We start from the raw sequence: 20,017 nt of genomic DNA on the forward strand, positions 1-20,017 counted from the left end.
AGCCCTTGAGTTGTTTCTCGCGCAGGACGCGCTGGCTCCGGCGGCGCTTACCCACCTGATGTCGGACCGCGCCGCGCGGCGGCTCTGCGACCGGCTGGTGGCCCTCGGCGCGCTGCGCGAGCTGACCGGGCGTGACAGTTTCCGCCTTTACGGGCTCTGACCATGGACATGATCGACCGCGAACTGGCCGAGCTGCCACCCGAACTGCGCTGGCGTGAGTGGATGCGGCGGGTCGAGGCGGTGCTGTTCGCCTCCGCTCGGCCGGTGCCGCGCGCCGATTTGGGCCGGGTCGTGGGGCAGGGGGCGGCACTCGACCTGCTGCTCGACGATCTCGCCGCGGAGCTGGCCGACCGGCCCTACGAGGTCGTGCGGATCGGCGAGAGCTGGATGCTGCGGACCCGGCCCGCCTATGGGGCGGTGGTCCGCGCTGCCGCCGATGTGAGGGACCGGGAGTTCGACCTGTCGGAGCGCGATCTCGCGGTGCTCGCCGCCATCGCCTACCACCAGCCGATCACCCGCGATGGCCTGAGGGAGATTTTCGGACACGACATTTCCCGTGAGCTGATTGGCCGACTGGCGGCACGCGAGCTGATCGCGCCGGGGCCGCGCGCGCCGCGGCGGGGTGCGCCCTATACCTACGTCACCACGCCGGGCTTCCTTGCAGCCTTCGGGCTTTCGGACCTGCGGGACTTGCCCGATGTCGAAGCTCTGCGCGATGCGGGGCTGGCGGGGGGTAGGGTGGAATAACGGCGGGATCGTCATCCGCCGAACCTCCTTTGTCACCCGCCAAAAGCTTCGCTCGTTTTCTGTCTGTCTTATCGGCGGCCCCAAGCATAGCAGATATCGGTCAGCACATGCGGCGGCTCGAGTTGCTCCTCATCATGCGTGATCGATCGGCAGCCCTGGCCGGCCAGCCCCGCAGGCCGGGCAGCGTCGCTGAAAAATGTCCGAGCCGTTCGCCCCGTAACGCTCGCCGCAGCGCCGGCATCGAAGGATGTAGACGAGCTGGTTGTGGTCGTTGCCGGGAAGGTCGGTCTTCCGCAGGACTTCCTGGTCGTTGCGATTGAGGAAGCCCGGCCGTGTCGTCCTGGCCGGTGCCACTCCCTGCAGGGACGGCTTCCGCTTCGGCTTTGGCTTTGGCTTTTTGGCTGGCGGCCAAGTGGCTCCGAGGATCCACCCCTCAACCTGTCCCATCCGGGCGATTGGTTCGGGCTCAGGCGCTGCGAAGGCGCCTGCCAGATCACCGCTGCAATCGGCCTCCTGAAGCCATCGCGCGATGGCATAGGCGTCGTGCTGGTCGGGCGTGCGCGCGCTTCGCGGATAGTTCGCGCTCCAGAGCCGCGGATATGCCTCGACGACAACCGAGGCCCCCGGCGCTGGCATCCATCCATCGAACGGCCAGAAGTGGAGTTCTGGCTTCGCCCTGCGCAGCGCCCGAAGCCAGGGGATCCCGGAATGGGTGGATTTTGCCACCGAGCCCTGCACATCGAAATGAAACACCGACTTCGCCGATCCGGTGGCCTCCTCGGTCAGACGGCGCCAGGTCCTTTCGCCCGTCCTGGCCGCCCCGTTCCCGACGTGGCCATACCGCACGAAGTCGACATAGGTGTGCGGCTCGTCCGTCGGCCAATGCGCGCAGAAGTCGTCCAGGAAACTCGACCAGTCCGGTGCCAGGCGGTGGCGTTCGAAGTAGCGCATTGGGAAGGAGAAGGCGTGATCGATGCCGACGATGGTCGGCACACGGCCGTCCAACTCCTGCATCAGCCATGCCGCCAAGCCGCGCCGGGTCCAGTATTTCTTCGGCCCGGCCGGGGGCAGGACTTCTTGCGCTTCCTCGTCACTGAAGGACAGATAGACCCGCAATCCCTTGAGGCTCGCCTCGGCGGTCTCGGCCCCCGAATAATCGATGCCAATCGTGCGGGCGAAACTGCGCGGCGTATCGGTCACTGGAAGCTCGCCCGAAAGCTCGTAGCGGTCAGCGAGACATGTGCGTCGAGAGGGGGCCGCAGCTCGAACGCCTTCGGCGCGCGCGCAAACTCGTAGAGCCGAAAAAGGTGCCAGTCGTCGCGGCGCTCCTGCGCCACCTTGAGCTCGTTGCGCGAAATGTGGAAGGGCGTGCGGTCCCACCCGTTGGTGGTCTTTACCTCGATGAGGCGCTCCCGGCCTTGGGGCGTGAAGCTGGCGATATCGTAGCCCACGCCATCGCCATCCTCCTGCGAGACCCAGCGAACTCGACGCGCCAGATCCTCGCGGCCGCTTTGCCGTAGGGCATGGATCTCATGGCGAAATACGCGCTCTTCGCCGGCATGGCCCAGGGCGCGGTTGCGCTCATCCCGGCCGGCCGCGTCGAAACGTCGTGCAATACGCTGCGTGTGCTCGAGATCTTCTGAGGGCAGTGCGTTGCGCAGGGTCGGTGCGACGCCAACTTGGAGCATGGCGGCCTCGGCTATCTGCGGGACGGCCTTGCCATGCAAAGTTGCTTCCCATTCCGGGTGCCGCGCGAGCCATCGGGCGGCGGCCTCTGCGAGCGACATCTGGACATTGAACCGGGGCAGGTAGCCCTTGATGATCGGCAGTCCGAGGCCGAGACAGGCCGCGGACACATTGCACAGCTTGAACTCGATGGAGCCCCGGCTGCGCCCGATCTGCTGCTGCAAGGCCTTGTTCTGGGCCGCCTTGTTGTAGGGTCGTCCGGACAGCTCATCACTGAGCATTGCGAAGTAAGCCGCTACCACGGCGTCGTTCTCGGAGTCTGACCAATCGCTCGCGTTCATGCTGTCACGCTACGGTGGGGCGGGTTGGGTGTCATCAAGGTTCGGCGCATCAAAGGGCCCCACGGGTATTGAGCCGATCAAACGGCGCTCCCTGAGATCCTGTAGCGAACGGCCCTAAGCTGACCTTCATGCCTTGCGTAGCGAAGGTCCGCTTCGAGCTCAGATTGACCGATGCTGCGCAAGGCATGAATATCTGCTTAAATCCTTGAATTGGTTACTATCGTGCCAGGCTCGGACAGAGCCTCGCAAAGGGTTTGTGGCAAAGAAAGCACCCCACAGCCCCAACGTCAGGTGACCTGAGAAAGAACGATCCATTTGCCGAGACGTCAGTGGCGCAGATGATCGGAGATAATTTTTGCCATCCTTCGATGTTGCACTGGTGGAAGCTCATGTCCGACACCGGGCAGGACGACAAGCTCCGCGCCTTCGATGCCGTCGACAATGGCTTGGCCGTTTGCGACGGGAAGAATGGGGTCCTCTTCACCGTGGAGGACCAGCACAGGCACCGAGATGTCACGGAATCTGCCCGTCCAATCCCGGCGAACATCAAGGGTGGCATGATTGAACATGCTCGCCGGGCTGTCGGTGCGCTCAAGGATTTGAGCGATCCGCGCTCGCATGGCTGTCTCATCGAAGGGCTCTCCTGACCCGGCACTGAGACGATCGCTCGTCAGCAGGAAGTCGGTGACGGCCTCCCGGTCCACCCAATTCAGATGCTCGAGATCTGCGAAGTGCTGGAGAAATGCCTGCGAGATATGCGGCAGCGGTGGTCCTTCCCAACCGAGAGGCTCGGAGCCGACGAGCGAGAGAGACCGAACGCGATCTGGGTGTTCAAGCGCCAGCATCTGCGCCAAATAGCCGCCGAGCGACATGCCCAGAACATGTGCCCGCTCCAGCTGATAGCCATCCAGAATACCGATGACATCCTCGGCCAGATCTTCGACCGCATAGCGCGCCGCGCCCGGCGGAACGGTCGTGGACTGCCCCGTGTCGCGGTGATCGAAGCGGATCACGTAGAGGCCTTGCTCCGCGAGGGCATGACAGAACGCATCCGGCCAACTTAGCATCGAGGCGGTCGCCCCCATGATCAGAACCAAGGCTGGGTCGGCCGGCAATCCGAATGCCTGGGTAGCGATGTGAACGTCCCGGGTCTCTACAATTCGCATATCGCGGGTTTCCCATCCTGACCAACCGCGAGGTGAGGACACGCGGTCAGAGCGCAGATACCGCTAAGAAGCACACGTCGTCTCAACACAACCCCATAAATAACCTACATGTTGGTTATTTAATTCCTTGTGTTAGAGTCAAGCGTTCGTCGATCAGATCGAAGGCGAAACGGAGTTTCCGGAGCACGAAATCCGATAATTCCAGAGACCCGTCACTGACAACCCACTGCATGGTCGCACCGGCAATCACCCCGTGCAAATGTTCGGCGGCTTCGCGACGGTCCGGCCCGTCCGAAAGCCGCGCTTCGATCGCATCCTGCACGATCCTGTAGCGTTCCTGCGCATGGTGTCTCATCACCGGATCTCGAGCTTCCAGTGCTGCGATCTGGACCCGCGCCGAAAACCCGTCACCCGCTCCCATGCTTTCCACGATCTCTTCGAGGAATCTCCACAGGCCAGTCCGACCTCGCTCAATCGGGAAGGTATCGATCCAAGCCCGCGTCGCCTTGGCTTCGAACGCGGCCATGTGATGAAGGATCGCCTCCCGATCACCGAAGCGTTGTATCAGCGTCGCACGTGACAAGCCGACAGAGCGCGCCAGATCGGACAATGTGAAGCTTAGTCCTTCAGTTCCGAGCAACTTGAGAGACGCGGTAAGGACATCTTCATCGGAAACGGTCTTGGGGCGTGGCAAGGGATCAGGCTCGAAAATTATTCATGAATGAAAGCATATATCTTCGGCGGCTGGTCGAACACTCCGAATGAGACGAGCAACCAGGGTGGCGCGTGTTTCGATCTTGCCAAACCTTTGGCGACAAGGACCGTCCTCGGTCCGAACAGCGATCATTGGTTCAAAATCGGCGAATCTCGGCTTCCTCCGCACAGCTGGCTTTCAGTGCCCGCGCAGCGAATGACTACCGCGAGCCCGAAGTCGCTTCGACAGCCTCGTTATGGAAAGCTCCCGGCATGGCATTACTCAAGATCTTCGCTCAATTGAATTGCCGCGACACCAAGTCGAGTGCTGATTGGTATCAGAAGCTCTTTGGTCGACGCAGCGACGTCGATCCCATGGACGGCCTCAAGGAATGGCATCATGGACCAGACGCAGGTTTTCAACTCGTTTCCAACTCCGATCAGGCAGGTCACGGTTCGATGACGCTGATCGTGAGCGACCTTGCAAGCGAGCACGAGCGGCTGGTGAAGGCTGGTTTGTCGGTGGGTGAGATTGTTGTTGGGGATTTCGCGTCATTTGCACAGCTTAAAGACCCAGACGGAAATACGGTGGTGCTGGCAGAGCCGAAGTAGTTGCTGTGAACATCGGCTTCATCCCGTTTAGCAGACCACGATGTGATGTGCAGTGAATGTCTGGGTCGAGCCCACAGTGATGGATGCTCCACGCCAGTTAGATAATCCTTCGCTCCAGTTCAGCAGGATCAAGGACGTCGACATGCCAAAACGCGCACGCCTCGGCTGGTAGCTTCGCCAGCATGCGATCAAAGTCTCTTCCATTCGTGCATCGCCGCACGGCCCATGCAGTCGCCTCTATTGCATTGTCTGGCGTCAGGTTGTGGTTCACTCGCACTTTCTTCACCTCAGCTACGAGGGTTTCTCGATCGCGAAATGTCGCTGGAGGATGCGTAACATCCCAGTTTTCAACAAAAATGGCACGGAGAACACAGGGCAAAACGCTTGCGAACTCCAGCCCCTGTTGAGCAGTCAAACGACGGCGGAACACTTGGAATACCGCGTCTACAGCAGTGTAGGCCATGTTATCTGACTCAATGGACATGCGCTCTTTGGCATCGTCGAGGAAAGCCCGCCATTCCTTGGTGGCGTGCCGATATGTCCACGGCATTGGCATTTATCGCTGTTTCCTTGATTGTATCATCATCTGCAAGCTTAGTTGTCGTGGAACGCTTGTCGAGGCAGTCGACCTCAGCTTCGTCCGCTCAGTGGACCTCAGTAGAGCACAGCTAAGATCTTCAATCCGCTCTTCCCTACCTCGTTCGCCGGGCCCATCGCCGACATTCGCAGGCTGCGCCATGCCGGGACGCAGATTAGCCGAAGTGGCCGGTGGCTGGGCTGTGCAGCAACGCCTCCTGCCTCCCAGTCGGCTATGTAGACCTCGCCGTCCGCTGCATCTGCACAGTTTCCGCCGCGCCTGCGAGAACCTCTCAAGGGAAGGGCGGAGAGCGACCATTCGCGTCGCTTATCACAGGGGACCGCTCCGCGGACCTTCCTGCCATTCAGAGGATGACATCGAGGCGCATCCTACCGGGCGTTTCTGGATACTTGTCCGCCCGCCCCAAAAGCTCTTCGGATCGCGGTTCTCATGGCGTGGATTGGTGGCGTCATGTCGTCAGGACGCGACCCTAACACCAAGTGAGAAACCGGCATGTCGCAAAATCCATCCTCTGGTTCAAGCTTCCGCAGATCCTCGGTCATGCTGGACGTGCCCAGCAATCCGATAGCGATGCCAGCTTCGATCGCTGCGGCGACACCCGCAACGCTTTGACTGGAATAGACGATGCGAAAGGGGCGCCCCATCGAACCCAAGGCGCCCAAAGCCGCATCACGCCACCAGCAATCCCGGTCGAAGAGCGCGATGGGCAGTGGATCGTGGAGCAGGAGATCGTGATGATGCGACATCATCCAGCAAGTCCGTTCCTCCTGTAGAACATCTGCTCCCGGTTCGGGATGCGCCACCTCGAAAATCGCGATGTCCAGGGCACCTGATGCAAGCGCATCGGGAAACCCCGCGCTGAGGGCGCAGGTGACATCCAGATCGACCAGCGGATGGGATTGCGCGAACTCAGCTACGATCCGGGACAGCCGGTCTTTCGTCTGGTCGTCGGGAATGCCAAGGCGCAACTTGCCATGCAGGTCGTCCGAAGTCAGCTCGCGTAACGTCGCATCCAGCTTTCGGGTCACATCCCGCGCGACCGGTAGCAGACGCTCGCCCGCATCCGTCAGCACGACTCCGCGACCATGCCGGTCGAAGACAGATCGACCTACGATGTCCTCGAGTTTTCGGATCTGAAGGCTAACAGCAGATTGCGACCGATAGACCCGGGCAGCCCCCTCCGTCACGCTGCCCGCCTCGGCAACAGCCAGAAAGGTCCGCAACAGGTCGCTGCTCAAGTGATCCATTCGAGAACCTCATGCCTGATAGCCAAACAACTCGTTTCACATATACCCAAGCGAACCCCAAGCTCGAGGCATCGATCCGGGGAGATGCATGGTGTTCGACCAAAGTCAGAATGAAACGCGCTCGGTATCCAGACAGGCCTTGGTCTTGGGGTGTCTGATCGTGATCGCTATGGGCTCAGTGATATGGCCCGGTCAAGCATGGGCCATGGCCCGATTTGTAGTCTTCGGCCTCGTCTCCGTCGCGCCGCTTGTCGTTCCCGGTATCGTTCTGGCCGCATGGATCATGGCCAGTGGGGCGGATGCCCATATCGTCAGGGCTTTCGAAGGACAGGTGGCCTATTCGATTATCGCAGCGGCCGCAGTCGGGGCGATCACACCGGTCTGCGGTATTACGGTCCTGCCGTTGATGGCTGGATTGCTGGCAGCGGGGATTCCACTGGCGCCCATCATGGCCTTTTGGCTGTCGTCCCCGATCACCGATCCGGCGATGTTGGCGGCGACGGCCGCAACCCTCGGGTTCGGGTTCGCGGCAGGCAAGACGGTTGCGGCCTTTGGCCTCGGCCTTTGGGGCGGATCGGTCACGTCGATCTTCGCAAGACAAGACTGGGCGACTGCTCCCCTGCGCCGCAATCGCATCGTCGGCAGGCTGTCGCAGAAGACTTGCGGAGCGCCGTTGCCGTTCGAAGCACAGGTTTGGACCGACCCCGGGCGGCGGGAGGTCTTCCGGCAGAACTTCGTCTCCACGACGCGGCTGATCCTCATTTGCCTGATCCCCGCTTTCGCGGCGGAATACGCTTTGAACGCAACCCTGAAACCAGAAGCCTTGTCGGCCTATGTTGGTGATGATGTGTGGTGGGCCATTCCGTTCGCGGTCTTTGTCGGCGCACCCGCCTATCTCGACGGATACGCGGCGCTGCCCCTGACGCGCAGTCTGATGGATCACGGCATGTCGCCGGGAGCTGCCATGGCCTTTCTCGTCTCGGGAGGCGTGGTCAGCATCTGGGGCGCAATGGCGATCTTCCCCGTGCTCAGGCTGAAGCCGTTCCTCCTGTATCTCGCGCTGGCTATCTCGGGATCGCTGATCGCAGGCTACCTCTTCGACTCGATCGTATGATTTCTACGGAAATAGCCAAGTTTGTGATGTGGGCGCAGCAATCAACAGGATGGGCTCGAAGCGGATATTGCGGCCGCGCCTTGGTATCGTTGTGACCTGCACCCCGAAGTGCGAAGGCCCGTCGAGTAAAGGCTCCCGAAAAAGATATGGGGGGCATGCATGTTTGATGTCAGCTTCGTAGGTAACTCGAAATTGCCATTGTCGGCATGTGGATTACGTCGCTTCAGATCTCGGTGTTCCAGGAAGCAGATATGTCGGTAGAGTTCATCGCGATCGTGGTGATGGTCATCCTCATCCCAGGTGTGGACCAATTGATGGTGCTGCGGAACACGCTTGTCAGAGGGCGCATCGCCGGGATCGCAACTGCGCTTGGGATTGGTTTGGCCTCTGCGATACAGGCAGCTCTCGTCTCGATTGGCATTGGCGCTGTAATTGTCGCGGTGCAGCCCATGTTCGAGGTGATCCGGTGGCTGGGCGTTACCTATCTGCTGTGGCTTGGCATCGGCGCTCTACGCTCCGCCATCAGTGGCACCTATGCGCAAGAAGAAGGGAGAAAGGCCGATGGAGCTCTTTTCGGTTTCCGAGACGGTATGGTGTGCAACATCACCAACCCGAAGATGTTCGTATTCTACCTTGCGCTGCTCCCGCAGTTCGTTGGAGCCACCGCTCCCGTCATGCACTGGCTCATGCTCGCGCTGATGGTGCCGGCATTCGGAACGCTCTGGCTCATTGGCATGGCGCTGGCGGTCAATCAGGCTCGTAATCTGCTTCTACGTCGCACGGTGAGGCGCGCCATCGACGGAGCGAGCGGGCTGTTGCTTGTTGCGTTCGGCCTTCGGTTGGCACGGGAAACCTGAAAGGGCTGCGCAACCGGTTGCCCAATGGGCCATGGCTTTGAGCCACCTTCCGGCCTTCTCGCCCCCAGGATGTGCTCCTGGGACAGGTGTTCCAGCAGCGCCGCTTTAGCCTCAGCGACTGTCATTCCGGGTAGTGTGTCCGGCAGCACTGGTAACAACGCATCCCGCATCGCGGTGTATTTCGCACGATCGACGCGCTCGGTGCGGTCGGCAGAAGTCGCGCTGCTGATCTCGATCATCTCATCCGCCTTCCAAAGGCAGCTCTCCACTGTCCGGGAACCGGGGGTTTCTGAACCCCATCCTCACCCATGCGCCGAACAGGCGGCCATAGAAGCCGATCGAGTGGGTCTTCAGGTTGGGCAGGTCGCGCGGCAAGTCATCGCGCTCGCCTATCATGGTGCGCAGTTCAACGACCGGACGGTCGGCTTTGGGCCAAAGCGCGGCATAGAGACTCAGCCAGTGGCCACCCTTCATCTCCAAGAAGACGGGGGTGTTGCAGCAGCTGGCGGCCACGCGGCGGGTGCCGGCACCATCAGTGAGCCGATGCGACATGAGCTTTTCCTGTCCGGCGACGATCGCGACGCAGTCTTTGCGATGCAGGACGAACGGCGTGGCGCCCTTGACGTCGAGGATCGGCTCAGCTCCCGGGAGAGCTTCGAGAACCCGTGCTGCCTTCTGACAACTGATGCATAGACATTCGACGGACGCGATATGCGGGCCTTCGACCGTCAGGCGCACCGCTCCGCATCGACATCCGAGACTGGGCATTGCATCAAATCCGCTACTGCAACCATACGAGGAGCCGACTGGATCGGCCTGCTCGACCGGTCAAGACGGTGGGCTTCGCGATAGAGACCTGAGTGAACGCCAGCGTGTCGAACGACCGATCGCTTCTATCCAGCGCAACCGCGCGAGCATGGTTTCACCGACAGGGCGGCACGGGAGTTTGCTGCGCAAGGCCGTCATCGCACGAGTGCCGGGCCCGGTGCGCCTGCGAAGCATGACGCTCGGCACGGCCAGAGCGGCCTACTTTCCTTCGCGCACGAGCTTTTTCAGAACCGCTGCAACCATCTCCCTGTAATCTCCTGGCCCTGTCGAGACATCCCGGGCAAGCACCGCCCGGTCGAACATCGCCGAGACCAGATCGGCGAGCATCTCGACCTCGGGGTCGTCTCCGTCACGCCTCATCACCTCTGCGAGGCCGTGGCGCAGCTCCCGACCTCCGGTTTCCCGGTCGATGCGGCGCATCTCATCCGGCCCGAGCACGGCAGGCCCATCCAAGAGCATCAGCCGAACCCGGCCCGGAATTTCCATGGCACGAAAGTAGGCGTTGGCTCCTTGGATGAGCGCATCCAGCGAGCTTCCAGCACCGGCAGAACCGTCCTCGATCTCGACTGCGATCCGTGCTGCCTCTTCCTCGACGACGGCGAGGAACAGGGCCTGCTTGTCGGCGAAATGGTGGTAGAGCGCGCCCCGCGTGAGGCCGACACGTTTGACCAACACTGGCGTGCCCACCGCGGTAAACCCTTCCGATAGGAACAGCTCACGGGCCGCGTCGAGCAAGGCGTGCCGAGTGGCGTTGCTGCGGTCAGCGTTCGAACGTCTCTCTTTCATACATACAGCCTGTATGTTAATATGGTGGCGCAGAGGGTCCCTGCGATTCAGCTTGAAGGATTCAAGCCATGAAGATCACCCAATACTACCCGGTCCTGATGGTCGAGCACGTCGCCGAAGTCAGCGCCTTCTATCGGACGCATTTCGGGTTCCGGCCCTGCTTCGAAAGCGACTGGTATATCCATCTCCAGTCAATCGAGGACGACACGGTTAACTTGGCCATCCTGGACGCGTCGCACGAGACCATCCCGGCCGAGGCCCGAGGTTCCCGCGCGGCGGGACTCATCCTGAACTTCGAGGTCGCCGATGTGGACGCTATCCATGATGCCCTGACGGCAGCAAACCTGCCGATCCTGCTGCCCCTTCGCGACGAGCCGTTCGGGCAGAGACACTTCATCACCCGCGACCCGGCAGGGGTGCTGATCGACGTCATCACCCCCATACCACCGAGCGAGGCGTTCGCAGGTCAGTTCGCCGAGAATGCCTTACCAAGCTAACTCATAGTTATTGTGCTCAGCCCGGTCAGTCTGTCTGCGAGGAAAAGCGGCCGTTCATGTCAATTGCAGCGAACGACCGCTTTCCGTCCATTATGTCTGTCTTTTAGGGCTGCACTGGAGGTTATTCAGCTCCCGCACTTCTCTTGAACGAGCCCATAAATGGCGTCGGCCTCCGGCGGAGAAAACGTAAGGCCATAGGATTCCGACACCCGAGTAAAACGGAGCAGATACTGGCAGTGGAAGCTTGCATCTTCCGGCAGCCATGCGAGCGGTCCCGATGCCCCCTTCTGCCTGTTCGCCGAGGCCTCAACGGCGAACAGGTTTACGGAATCATTCGCGAAGCGGTGACGCTTCTCTTCCGCCCACATGTCAGCACCATGGGCCCATGCGTAGGCCAGCGGCACGAGGTGATCGATGTCGAGCGCTGCGGCATTAAGATGGATCTGCCCTGAATACGGGTCATTCCAGCGCCCTCGCTCCACGTGGCAACCGTCGCCTGAGTAGCGGACCGGTCCAGTCGACAGCTCGGCCAAGAGCTCATGCCGGGTGTTCTGACAATCCCCGTCATCGTCGGCCCAGCCTCCGAACAGATCCCGGTCGTAGCTATCGCGTCCAGCCGAGACAATGACGGCGTTGGCAGTCGGGCGGCTGAAGGCGGGTGTGGAGGACGCGAGTTCGCAAGCGCCTTGACCCTTCTTGGGGTGCCGTCCCCCTGCATCGAGGCAAGCCTGTATGGAGGGGTAGGGACGGAAGCTCTTCGTCCGCGCATAGTAGGAGCCACCGGGGCAGTGGCAGATCCTCGAGGTCGACATCTTCACCGGATCAGCTGCGCTGAGCGTGGGTATGGCTATGGCAGCGGAGATCGCGATCGCGCGGAAGAAACTCATGGGGCACCTGATCGAAAGGATGTGCGCCCATGTGCGCATAGCGTGCTCCGGTTGTGTAGAGGGAAACTGTGGCGCCTATGGAGCGTGTCAGTCTAACCTCGAAACAGAAGCCATGCGTTGCAAACGAATGACCGCACTCGGATCGCCTCGGCCGACCATCTGCAAAGAGCGCGTTACGACACGGCCGACGTGCTGCTATTGGATCAACTCTGGCCCTGCGGGATCATCGACCAGCGCAGAGAACCGGCTGCGGATCATCTCTTCCCGATAACGCTCGGCCAGATGCCCGTAGGTCGATGCGACCGTTCGCGTGTCGGCATGGCCGAGCTGTCTGGCCACGACCTCAAGCGGGACGCCATGGCAGATGAGGTCGCTGGCATAGGTGTGCCGTAGGCCATGAAAGACGAAGGTCGGTGGCAGGCCGGCCCGGGCAGCGGCAAGCCGAAACGGTCCCGCGTGCTGACGCCGCCAGACCTTCCCGGATTCTGAGAGCAGGACATGATCCTTGGGGACTTTGTCGAGACAGCACCGCTGGAAGAAGGCCATGCCTTCGTCCGGCAGAAAGACGAAGCGGGCGGGGCTGCGCTTGAAGGCCGGAATGCGCAGCCCGTAGATCTGGTAGGCGACATCCTCCACGCGCAGCTGTCCCAGCTCGCCGACGCGGCAGCCGGTGTAGAGAGCGGCCATCACCAGGCGGCGCAAGGCTGGCGAGCACGCGTCGAGCAGGCGCCGGCATTGGGTGCGGTCGAGGAAGTCCCTGCGGGGCGTGTGGTTCACCGGCAGCCGTCGCAGGCAGCGCCATGTGCGTTCCGCTTCCAGATGACCGTTCTCCCATGCGAGGCGCAGCGCCATACGCAGGATCGTCACCAGGCTGTTGAAGGTGCGCTTGCGGCGCCGGAGATCCTCGGAGGTGAGGTCGCACAGCCGGACCTTCGGCCGCTCGCGCTGGAAGCCGAACTTCGGTGGACGCTCCAGCACGCGATGTGCCAGCCGCCGAAGGTGATGAGGGACGATGTCGTTGACCGGCACGAACAGCAGCTCGTCGGCCAGATGATGGTTGATGAGCGCCAGCATGTTGTAGTGCCCGCCCGGCGAATGCGCGATCTTCGTCCAAGCGGTGTAGTCGGCAAGGGCATGGCCAACCGTGTAGAGATCCCCGATGGGGCAGAAGCTGACCCCCGACATTCGCTCGGCGGGCCGGGTGGCATGCGCCTTGTCGGCGACATCCGGGGCCGCGAACCATGCCTCGGCGAGATCCAATGCGGCCTCGAACTGCAAGGCGCCTTGGCCCGCGTCCAATGCAGGACCGAGAGCTCTTTGCTTGTAGAGCTTGTCCCTGGACAGGTAACGCGCCGTCCAAGTGCAGACCCCGGCGTGAGGGCGATAGATCCCGAGATGCCGGGAGGTGGCGATCGACCACCAGTAGGGCGTCTCCCGGAATGGCAGTTCCGCGATCGTCCGTGGGGCGGCGAAGGGACATGACCTTTCATTCACCGCATGTGTCGACGGCACCGGCAGCGTCATGACGCACTCCATGCGGCCGTTAACGGCTGGTTAACAGTTTGCCGTCAAACCGAAGGATATGGGAAGCATCTGTTCGATTGAGCAACGGGTTTGCAAAAGCGCCATCGCCTACACGGAAGGAAGGGCAGTCCGATATGTGAATAGCCCCGCGTTTCTTAGACGCCCTCGTGCCTCAGTTTCTGCTGCCACTCGAAGTCGACGGGCGACAGCATTCCGTTCCGCGCGTGCTTGCGCTTCGGGTTGTAGAACATCTCGATGTAGTCGAACACGTCCCGGCGGGCTTCCTCGCGCGTCCGGTAGGTCCGGCGCCTGATCCGCTCGCGCTTGAGCAGGTTGAAGAAGCTCTCTGCGACGGCATTGTCATGGCAGTTGCCTCGACGGCTCATGGAATGCTCGAGGTCGTGGGCTTTCAGGAAAGCGGCCCAGTCCATGCTGGTGAACTGACTTCCCTGATCGGAGTGGATCAGCACCTTGGCCTTCGGCTTTCTCCGCCATATGGCCATGAGCAGAGCCTGGAGGACGACGTCAGTCGTCTGGCGCGACTGCATGGACCATCCGACCACGCGCCGAGAGAAGAGATCGATGACAACAGCGAGGTAAGCGAAGCCTTCCTGCGTCCGGATGTAGGTGATGTCGGTGACCCAGACCGTATCTGGAGCCTCGACATCAAATTGCCGATCCAGGGTGTTGTCGACCACGATCGACGGCTTGCCGCCATACTTGCCAGGGCGGCGCTTGTAGCCGATCTGCGCCGTGATCCCGGCCAGCTTGGTCAGGCGGGAGACGCGGTTCAGGCAGATGCTTTCGCCCTGTTCGACCAGGTCATCGTGCAACTTCCGCTGCCCATAGACCTTACCGCTCTCGACCCACGCTTCCTTCAGAAGCTCAATCTGCCGTTCGTCCTCCCGAGCGCGTTTGCTCAACGGCGCCTTCAGCCAGGCATAGAAGCCGCTCGGCTGGATGCGCAGGCACCGACACATCGCCCGCACGGAGAACTGACTGCGATGCTCGGCCACGAACGCGTATCTCACTTTGCATCCCTGGCGAAATACGCGGTGGCCTTTTTTAGGATGTCGCGCTCCTCCGAGACCCGCGCCAGTTCCTTCTTCAGGCGCCGGATCTCGGTGTCCTTCTCCGCCTCGCCGGATGACGCCTTCGCGAACTTCTTCTTCCAGGCGTAGAGCGAATACGGGCTGACCCCGAGCCGCTGCGACACCTCCCTGACCGGGTAGCCCCGCTCGGTGATCTGCGCGACCGCATCCCGCTTGAACTCGTCGCTGAACTTGCTGCTGCTCATCATGGCCTCCTTGCCTCAAAATTAGCGAAGAAGGCGTCCACAAGACACGGGGCTATTCAATGGCCTGTTAGGCCCGGAGACACTGGCACGGCTCGCGGCGCTTCCGCGCTTGCGTTGGGTTCGGCTGGAGGACTTCGCCCCTTTGAGTGCCTCGTATCAAAGCATCATGGCCCGAGAAGAGAGGGCGGTCGTTGCGGTGTCGGCTCAATTACGCCTGCATGGTCGCCGGGTGTTCGATCACGAGATCACCCTGGCGAACCGGCGTTGCGACCTGCTGATCCTGGTTTGCAGCACACTGGCCTCTCCCATCTCGGATCGAGAAAGCCCCCGCGACGTCCGGGGCGATGCCGCCTCGGTATTGCGCGATGTGATGTTTCACTGAAGCGAAGGAAGAACGTGGGGCATGGCATCAACCAGACAGCTTCCTCCCGACCCTTTCCACCCATACCATGCCCCTAAGAATGGCGGCGCAGCTTCTTGGATCAGTCAGCAACGCAGCGGCCCCGTGCAGAATGAACATATCGAATTGGACGGCATGACCCACCCCATCGACAAACACGTCGGCACGCGCCTCCGCCATGCTCGCTGGATGAGGGGAAAAACACAGCAGGACTTGGGGGAGGCGGTCGGCTGCAAGTTCCAGCAGATCCAGAAGTATGAGACCGGGGCCAACCGGGTTTCAGCGTCGCGGTTGTGGGACATTGCCAAAGCACTCGGCCTGCCCATCACCTATTTCTTCGAAGGCACGGACCAGCCGGATCCGATGCTATCGACATTCCCGGATCGCGGCTCGGCCGAATTGCTTCGGATCTGGATGTCTCTGCCGGGGCGGCAGAAGCAAGCTCTCCTGAGCCTCGCGAAAAGCATGACCAATATGGAGGGGCAGGAATAGGTGGCACTGGCCTCTCCCCCAGTCCTGCGGAACGCGATTTTGTTACCTAAGCGCTACTCGACCTTGGCGATGTCGCAGACCAGCGCCGTGGCCGGGGCCTCGGTGCGGTTGTAGACCCAATGCACTGTTTCCTCAGTCTCGGGGAACGTGCCATGTGAGGCAGCATCGAAGCTGCGCTCGCCCGAGGGCTGGCCCTCGACCCATTGGCCATCGATCACCGTGACGATGCCCGGGCGGTCGGCATGACTATGCTCGGCGATCTGGCCGCCGGGAGCGATCTCGACGGCGCGCATGCGCAAGCTGTAGCCGGCGAGGCCAATGGTAGCCTCCATGGTCTGGGGAGACAGTTCGGCCAGCAGGTCGACCGTCAGGCCGGCATGCTCGGTCGGGCCCGACATCTGCGCTAAACTGAAGCTGCCAGAAGCGGCTACGAGACCAGCGCAGAGGCCGAGGGCGAATGTCGTCCGGGGATGGCGTTGAAGTCGCGACATGGTGGTTTCCTTTCAACGTTGCGGGTTGAGCTTCGCCTCCGGCGGAGCCGGGGCCGTCAGTGGGTGCAGACCGTGCCGACCAGCAGCATCGTGTGATCGAGGTCGAAGGCCGTCTCCAGATCCTCGCCGAACAGGGCAAGCCAGGCATCCTGAGCCCGATAGGCCAGCCGTTCCCGCGCGGCCGGGCAGGCGAAGCGGTGCCCGGCCATGGCCTGCATGTGGTAGACCAATTCGTGGACGAGGATCGACACCTCTGCCGGGCTGCGGCCGGTCCAACCCTCGGAGAGGTAGATGGTGCCGGTGGCCTTGTCATAGAGCGCAACCACCCGGTCGGGGGCGACGCCTGCTCCTTCACCATAGCGCATCGCGACCAGTTCCGGGCCAGGCAGCGTGACGAGATGCGGATCGCGGGTCGCGCGCGGCAGGTCGAAATTGGCTTCGGGCCACAGCGCGAGGGTGTCGAGAAGCGGCGGTGCCTCGCGCATTCGCCCCTCCTGTGCGGAGGCGGGCAACGGCGCCGCGGTCATGGTCCAGAGGCACAAGGCAAGCGTCCCGATGTAAAGGGCAGAGCGGAGCATGAGGTCCTCCCGAGGCCGTGACGGTGTCCCCGAAGCTTCAATCGGGGACGGCTCGAAGTCCTGAAAACGGCCTGAAGGAAGCCTGAAATCGTGCTAAAATCGGCAGGTCCAGCACCGGGGCATCGTCGTGGAGGCTTGCGAGACCATTCGGATCGGCGACGTCGTGCTGAACCCCAGACGCGGCCGGCTCGAGGATGGGACCGGCGCCGAGCGGGTTTTGCGCGCCAAATCCTTTCGCGTGCTCGAGCTTCTGATCGCGCGGCGCGGGGAACTGGTGGCCAAGGACGATCTTCTGCGCGACGCATGGCCAGACGTGATCGTGTCGGAAGACTCCCTGTCCCAATGCATCAGCGACATCCGGCGCGCGCTGGGACCGCGCGGCGCCGTGCTGCTGCGCACGGTGCCCCGACGCGGCTACGTGCTCGAGGATGAGGATGTCCCTGCCAAAGCCTTGCCGGGCCGCACGGTCCGGCATGGCATGATGGTCGCCGCGGCGGGGCTGGGGTGGCTGTGGCTGCCCGCCGGACCGGTCGCCCCGCCCGAAACGCCTGGCCAAGTCATGGCCGCCAGCGCGCTGCTCGACGGACGGGACTGGCAAAGGCGGGAGGCCAACGAGCAAGCGCGCATGCTGCTCGAGGCAGCGGTCGAAGACGACCCCGACGATGCTGTGGCTTGGGCCAATCTCGGCCTGACCTATTGGCTCGAGGTTCAACATCTCGCCTGGGGCGGGGGACGGCGTGAGATGGCGCAGGCGATTGAGTTGGTCAAGCGCGCCGTGGCCCTCGGGGGCACGGCCAGCGCGCACCGGCTCCTGGCCGAGATGCGGCTGCTGTCGCCTTTTCCCGAAATGCGCTCACTGGTCGACGCGCTGGCCAATGCGCAGGCCGCGGTCACGATCGCGCCCGACAAGGCAGACAATCTTGCCGTGCTGGCGCATGTGCTGGCGCTGACCGGTCGCGGCGCCGAGGCCGTGCGCCATATCGAGCGGGCCCTGCGCCTCGATCCAACACCACCCGACTGGTATCGGCAGGTGGCCGGGCTGAGCTATCTCGTCTCGCAGGAGCCGGCCCGGGCGGCCGAAGCCTTCGGGGCGCTGCATGGCGCAGGCACCTTCACCGGCACCCGCTGGTGGCCCGGCTGGCTGCTGGCATCGAGCCTCGCGCAATCGGGCCGCACCGGCGAGGCGGCCGCAATCATTCAGGCCGCTGCGGGCCGCCGCCCGGAGCGGAGCATCGCCGCCGTGGCACAATCGCTTGACGGCTGGTCCGATCGCGACAGCCGGGAGCGGTTCCTCGACGGGTTGCGACGGGCCGGGCTGCCTGGCTGATCAGTCCTAATCGATATAGCCCTGCGCGGTGGCAGAGCCTTGGCCTTCGACATGGGCCAGATAGCTCTTCCAGGCCGCGTCAAGGAGTGGATCGCGGGCGGTTTCCTCGGCGATCACCTCAGTCCATGCTTGCCGCAGCGCTGCGAGGATTTCCTCGGGCCAGTCGTGGATCTCGACCCCCTCGGCGCGGAACCGATCCAAGGCTGTTACCTGCCGTTCCAGGGCCATCGCAAGCGACCAGGACAGCGTCGCCTCGCAGGCCGCCTCGATCGCGGATCGGTGGTCATCCGACAGCGCCGCCCAGCTGCGTTCCGGCATCAGCATCTCGAGCGAGGTCGCCGGCTGCTGCCAACCGGGTAGGTAGAGATGCCCCGCCGCCTCGTGCAGGCCGAGATCGGCGTCGATCGACGGCAGCGAGAACTCCGCCGCCGCGATCAGCCCGGTCTCCAGCGCCGGACGGATGTCGGCGGCGGGCAGCTCGTAGGGCACCACGCCGAGCGCCCTGAGCGTCAGCGCGCCGTAGCCGAAGACGCGCATGGCCAGCCCGTCGAGATCGCCGACGGTCTCGATAGGCGCGCGGAACCAGCCGCCACCCTCGGCCGGCAGCACACCGCAATAGAGGCTCCTGAGGCCATGGCGCGCATAGATCGCTTCGAGTGCTTCGGCTCCGCCGCCTTCGTGCATCCAGGCGGTAAAACTTTCGGGGTCCGGCCCGAAAGGGAAGCCGCTGAAGATCGCGAGCGCCGGGTCCTCGCGATGATGGTGGCCGGCAGAGCCCCAGACGGCGTCGATCAGCCCGGCCTCGAGCGCGCCGAAGCTGTCCTGATCGAGAACCATCCGATCATGCACCTCGATGACGAAGCTGCCCCCTGTCCGACGCTCCACCTGCGTCGCGAAGTGGGACCCGGCCTCGCCAAAGAGCTTCGGGTAGAGCAGGCTGTTCATGCGCCACCGCAGGACGTCCTCGCCGGCCGATGCCGGGCCGGCGGTCAGGCCGAGCACGATGACTACCGGGCCCAGCTGGCAGCTCAAAAGGGAGCGGTATGACATGTCGCGCGCCTTCACATGAAGCTGCTGGCATTGCCCATAATGCGCGCTTCCCAGTTGCCGATCAAACATGGAGACCGCGTGCCAGCGTCGGCCGATCGGGCCAAGCCGCGTATGGGGATCGCATCGGTTTGCGGACCCTTCGGCCGAGCACTGTCTTGGTTGCGGGAGAAGTCCCCCATGAACTGCTCAGGCACGGCCGAAGCGAGCTGATCACGAGGTAGCTTGTCGCGCCGGCAGCCGCAGGGATTCTGACGCGTTTGCAACGAGGGCGCGGATTTCCGCGAAGTTGGACGTGAGGAATTGAATGGCATCTTTACCACTTTTGCCCCAGCGGGCACCACTGAGGTGAAGAGGCATATTAGGGTGAATGCGTTCGGCGTCTACGATGAGGCCCTCCTGCATGTCATCGGCGTCGATGTGCGCCTCGAGAAAGACCTCGTCGATGAGGCGGATTTCAGTGATTTTCATTTCTTCATTACTTTCTTTGATTTGCTTTGGTTCATGCGATCGCCCCCTGCGTGACCATCGCAGAGGGTAAATGGGTCTCACGGCCGGAACCAAAAAAAGAAAGTTCGGAAAGGTTTGAGAAGCAATGGCAGCTCTTGTCCCTACCCGGGAGCGTGGCCGCTTCCAGTATGACACTGTTTCTGCTCAGCCTGCAGTTTCCTTGCACCCTCGCAGAGCCTTTTCGAGAGTTGCGTTCGCCGTGACGGCGATGATCGAACATCGTCGGTGTCTGAATGGCACGATCAAACCAAACATGGGTTTATGCTTGATCCCGAAATGCATCGGTTCCCCG

General features: G+C 62.5%; 25 protein-coding genes. 9 read left to right on the top strand and 16 right to left on the bottom strand.

Annotated elements, in window-relative coordinates; genetic code table 11:
- Together NHG85_RS02025 and scpB are read left to right on the top strand one after the other, a co-directional pair.
- Window positions 1-160: DUF1403 family protein (locus NHG85_RS02025; protein WP_253329483.1), on the top strand; the 160-nt coding region annotated here is incomplete at its 5' end.
- Window positions 161-162: 2 nt separating this feature from the next.
- Window positions 163-747: an SMC-Scp complex subunit ScpB gene (gene scpB / locus NHG85_RS02030; protein ID WP_253329313.1), complete on the top strand. Its 585-nt coding sequence runs from the start codon at window positions 163-165 to the stop codon at window positions 745-747.
- A 132-nt stretch (window positions 748-879) separates the two neighbouring features.
- Here the strand turns inward: scpB and NHG85_RS02035 are convergent, their stop codons facing one another.
- From NHG85_RS02035 to NHG85_RS02050, 4 genes are all read right to left on the bottom strand, one after another.
- Window positions 880-1,947 carry a hypothetical protein gene (locus tag NHG85_RS02035; RefSeq protein ID WP_253329315.1) on the bottom strand — a complete coding sequence of 356 codons (1,068 nt, stop codon included), beginning with the start codon at window positions 1,945-1,947 and terminating at the stop codon, window positions 880-882.
- Window positions 1,944-2,774: a protein NO VEIN domain-containing protein gene (locus tag NHG85_RS02040; protein ID WP_253329317.1), complete on the bottom strand. Its 831-nt coding sequence runs from the start codon at window positions 2,772-2,774 to the stop codon at window positions 1,944-1,946. Before NHG85_RS02040 ends, NHG85_RS02035 begins: the two co-directional genes overlap by 4 nt.
- Window positions 2,775-3,100: 326 nt before the next feature.
- Window positions 3,101-3,871 (bottom strand): alpha/beta fold hydrolase, encoded by a 771-nt coding sequence (locus NHG85_RS02045; RefSeq protein ID WP_253329319.1) that lies wholly within the window; start codon window positions 3,869-3,871, stop codon window positions 3,101-3,103.
- A gap of 184 nt (window positions 3,872-4,055) precedes the next feature.
- A complete protein-coding gene (locus NHG85_RS02050) occupies window positions 4,056-4,634 on the bottom strand; it encodes a TetR/AcrR family transcriptional regulator (RefSeq protein WP_253329321.1) in 579 nt (192 codons plus the stop codon).
- A gap of 272 nt (window positions 4,635-4,906) precedes the next feature.
- On the opposite strand from NHG85_RS02050, the gene NHG85_RS02055 reads away from it, so the two are divergent.
- Window positions 4,907-5,245, top strand: a complete 339-nt coding sequence (locus tag NHG85_RS02055) for a VOC family protein (protein WP_253329323.1) — start codon at window positions 4,907-4,909, stop codon at window positions 5,243-5,245.
- A gap of 97 nt (window positions 5,246-5,342) precedes the next feature.
- On the opposite strand, the gene NHG85_RS02060 is transcribed toward NHG85_RS02055, so the two are convergent.
- Window positions 5,343-5,801 (bottom strand): DUF2267 domain-containing protein, encoded by a 459-nt coding sequence (locus NHG85_RS02060; protein ID WP_253329325.1) that lies wholly within the window; start codon window positions 5,799-5,801, stop codon window positions 5,343-5,345.
- Window positions 5,802-6,211: 410 nt separating this feature from the next.
- Entirely contained in the window at window positions 6,212-7,090 is an 879-nt protein-coding gene (locus NHG85_RS02065) for a LysR family transcriptional regulator (RefSeq protein WP_253329327.1), read from the bottom strand.
- 205 nt (window positions 7,091-7,295) lie between these two features.
- Between NHG85_RS02065 and NHG85_RS02070 the strand changes: the two genes are divergently transcribed.
- Together NHG85_RS02070 and NHG85_RS02075 are read left to right on the top strand one after the other, a co-directional pair.
- A complete protein-coding gene (locus NHG85_RS02070; RefSeq protein ID WP_253329329.1) occupies window positions 7,296-8,204 on the top strand; it encodes a permease in 909 nt (302 codons plus the stop codon).
- A gap of 206 nt (window positions 8,205-8,410) precedes the next feature.
- Window positions 8,411-9,061: a LysE family translocator gene (locus NHG85_RS02075; RefSeq protein ID WP_253329331.1), complete on the top strand. Its 651-nt coding sequence runs from the start codon at window positions 8,411-8,413 to the stop codon at window positions 9,059-9,061.
- On the opposite strand, the gene NHG85_RS19945 is transcribed toward NHG85_RS02075, so the two are convergent.
- The 3 genes from NHG85_RS19945 to NHG85_RS02085 form a co-directional block, all read right to left on the bottom strand.
- Window positions 8,956-9,300: a DUF6958 family protein gene (locus NHG85_RS19945; protein WP_440339600.1), complete on the bottom strand. Its 345-nt coding sequence runs from the start codon at window positions 9,298-9,300 to the stop codon at window positions 8,956-8,958. The genes NHG85_RS02075 and NHG85_RS19945 overlap by 106 nt on opposite strands.
- A 1-nt stretch (window position 9,301) precedes the next feature.
- Entirely contained in the window at window positions 9,302-9,829 is a 528-nt protein-coding gene (locus NHG85_RS02080) for a GFA family protein (protein ID WP_256500052.1), read from the bottom strand.
- Window positions 9,830-10,087: 258 nt separating this feature from the next.
- Window positions 10,088-10,675, bottom strand: coding sequence for a TetR/AcrR family transcriptional regulator (locus NHG85_RS02085; RefSeq protein ID WP_253329335.1), 588 nt, complete (start codon window positions 10,673-10,675; stop codon window positions 10,088-10,090).
- Between the two features lie 68 nt (window positions 10,676-10,743).
- Here NHG85_RS02085 and NHG85_RS02090 point away from each other — a divergent pair, with 68 nt between their 5' ends.
- Window positions 10,744-11,172, top strand: a complete 429-nt coding sequence (locus tag NHG85_RS02090; protein ID WP_253329337.1) for a VOC family protein — start codon at window positions 10,744-10,746, stop codon at window positions 11,170-11,172.
- A gap of 125 nt (window positions 11,173-11,297) precedes the next feature.
- Here NHG85_RS02090 and NHG85_RS02095 read toward each other — a convergent pair whose 3' ends face one another.
- From NHG85_RS02095 to NHG85_RS02105, 3 genes are all read right to left on the bottom strand, one after another.
- Window positions 11,298-12,059: an HNH endonuclease family protein gene (locus tag NHG85_RS02095; RefSeq protein WP_253329339.1), complete on the bottom strand. Its 762-nt coding sequence runs from the start codon at window positions 12,057-12,059 to the stop codon at window positions 11,298-11,300.
- A gap of 195 nt (window positions 12,060-12,254) precedes the next feature.
- A complete protein-coding gene (locus NHG85_RS02100; protein WP_253329341.1) occupies window positions 12,255-13,583 on the bottom strand; it encodes a tyrosine-type recombinase/integrase in 1,329 nt (442 codons plus the stop codon).
- Between the two features lie 155 nt (window positions 13,584-13,738).
- Window positions 13,739-14,880 (bottom strand): IS3 family transposase gene (locus NHG85_RS02105; RefSeq protein WP_253329343.1). Its coding sequence is split into 2 segments (ribosomal slippage): window positions 13,739-14,640 and window positions 14,640-14,880, totalling 1,143 coding nucleotides; the frame shifts between segments, so codons are not numbered across the junction.
- 166 nt (window positions 14,881-15,046) lie between these two features.
- On the opposite strand from NHG85_RS02105, the gene NHG85_RS02110 reads away from it, so the two are divergent.
- Entirely contained in the window at window positions 15,047-15,262 is a 216-nt protein-coding gene (locus NHG85_RS02110) for a hypothetical protein (RefSeq protein WP_253329345.1), read from the top strand.
- A gap of 153 nt (window positions 15,263-15,415) precedes the next feature.
- A complete protein-coding gene (locus tag NHG85_RS02115; protein WP_253329347.1) occupies window positions 15,416-15,772 on the top strand; it encodes a helix-turn-helix domain-containing protein in 357 nt (118 codons plus the stop codon).
- Window positions 15,773-15,825: 53 nt separating this feature from the next.
- Here the strand turns inward: NHG85_RS02115 and NHG85_RS02120 are convergent, their stop codons facing one another.
- Together NHG85_RS02120 and NHG85_RS02125 are read right to left on the bottom strand one after the other, a co-directional pair.
- Window positions 15,826-16,170 (bottom strand): cupin domain-containing protein, encoded by a 345-nt coding sequence (locus NHG85_RS02120; RefSeq protein ID WP_253329349.1) that lies wholly within the window; start codon window positions 16,168-16,170, stop codon window positions 15,826-15,828.
- A 149-nt stretch (window positions 16,171-16,319) separates the two neighbouring features.
- A complete protein-coding gene (locus NHG85_RS02125) occupies window positions 16,320-16,841 on the bottom strand; it encodes a DUF6647 family protein (RefSeq protein WP_253329351.1) in 522 nt (173 codons plus the stop codon).
- 163 nt (window positions 16,842-17,004) lie between these two features.
- Between NHG85_RS02125 and NHG85_RS02130 the strand changes: the two genes are divergently transcribed.
- Window positions 17,005-18,168 carry a winged helix-turn-helix domain-containing protein gene (locus tag NHG85_RS02130; RefSeq protein WP_253329353.1) on the top strand — a complete coding sequence of 388 codons (1,164 nt, stop codon included), beginning with the start codon at window positions 17,005-17,007 and terminating at the stop codon, window positions 18,166-18,168.
- Window positions 18,169-18,174: 6 nt separating this feature from the next.
- Here the strand turns inward: NHG85_RS02130 and NHG85_RS02135 are convergent, their stop codons facing one another.
- Window positions 18,175-19,218, bottom strand: a complete 1,044-nt coding sequence (locus tag NHG85_RS02135) for a TRAP transporter substrate-binding protein (protein WP_253329354.1) — start codon at window positions 19,216-19,218, stop codon at window positions 18,175-18,177.
- A 210-nt stretch (window positions 19,219-19,428) separates the two neighbouring features.
- Window positions 19,429-19,686 carry a hypothetical protein gene (locus NHG85_RS02140; RefSeq protein ID WP_253329376.1) on the bottom strand — a complete coding sequence of 86 codons (258 nt, stop codon included), beginning with the start codon at window positions 19,684-19,686 and terminating at the stop codon, window positions 19,429-19,431.
- Between the last annotated feature and the right edge of the window lie 331 nt (window positions 19,687-20,017).

It is taken from the genome of Limimaricola litoreus (genome assembly GCF_024159025.1).
Classification (GTDB): domain Bacteria; phylum Pseudomonadota; class Alphaproteobacteria; order Rhodobacterales; family Rhodobacteraceae; genus Limimaricola; species Limimaricola litoreus.